Genomic DNA, 1,071 nt, shown 5'->3' on the forward strand with positions numbered 1-1,071 from the left:
GGGAGGGAGCGGCGTGGTCGATATTCCGCGTGCGGAAGGCGTGTACCGGCCGGGCTACGAGGTGGCCGCGGAGCAGGTGCTGGAGTTGATCAGTCGGTTGCGCCTGCGGCCCGGTGACCGCATGCCCACCGAGAACGAGCTGGCCCGGCAGCTGGGCACGAGCCGGACCGTCGTGCGTGAGGCGGTGAAGATACTCTCGGCGCTCGGCCGGGTGCGTGCCCAGAAGGGGCGCGGTCTCTATGTGGCCGACGACGAGGGGATGCTCGGCACCGGGCGCTGGGCGTCCTTCTTCCTGCCCACCGATCTTGACCACATCTACATGCTCTTTGAGTTCCGCCGGGCTCAGGAGATGGAGACCAGCCGGCTGGCGGCCCGCCGTGCCACCCCGGCGGAGCTGGGCGACATCGAGAAGTCGGCCGGGGTGTGCCGCTACGGATTCGACATCGGACGTGAGGATCTGTTCATCGAGGGCGATGACGCCTTCCACACCGCCATCGCGACGGCCTCGCACAACATGTTCCTCCAGATAGCGGTGCGAGAGGCCCGCCGGCTGCAGGCCCAGTCCAACCTCATCGGACTGCGCGGCTCGGTGGGCGGGCACGCGGCCAAGGCCGTCGAGGAACACGACGCCATCTACCAGGCCATCCGCGCCGGAGACCCGGAAGCGGCGGCCCAGGCCGCGGCGACACACATCGACAACACGCTGGACGACTACCGCAGAGAGATCCAGCAGCGCATCTTCTCGCCGACCGACTGATTCCCCGCGAGCGGATCACGCGGGTGGTGCGGGTACGGCGCCGCCAGGACGCGCCCGACGCCGTCGCGCCGGTCGCCCGCGGCGAGCACCACGTGCGCCAATGGCCGCTCCGCTCGGGAGGGGAAAGCGAGGGGCCGCCCGGCCGCCGCGGGGACGGCCACGGGTGAAAGTTTCACCGCACCGCGCCTCCAGGAAGAGCGAGCGCCCTTTGATGGAAGCAGATGGGACCCGGTCGCCGGGCAAACGCCCGGAATGCAAGCCCTGCCTGATTCTTGACAGGCATTCCTCACTTCGTGTCTACTCTGCCGCACCAC

At 69.5% G+C, this 1,071-nt stretch carries 1 protein-coding gene; it reads left to right on the forward strand.

The features are described from left to right. On the forward strand, positions 1 to 757 hold a 757-nt coding region (locus ACTOQ2_RS43905; RefSeq protein ID WP_440107970.1), incomplete at its 5' end, for a FadR/GntR family transcriptional regulator. Positions 758 to 1,071 lie beyond the last annotated feature (314 nt).

The sequence above is a fragment of the Streptosporangium sp. H16 genome (assembly GCF_051918855.1).
Classification (GTDB): Bacteria; Actinomycetota; Actinomycetes; order Streptosporangiales; family Streptosporangiaceae; genus Streptosporangium.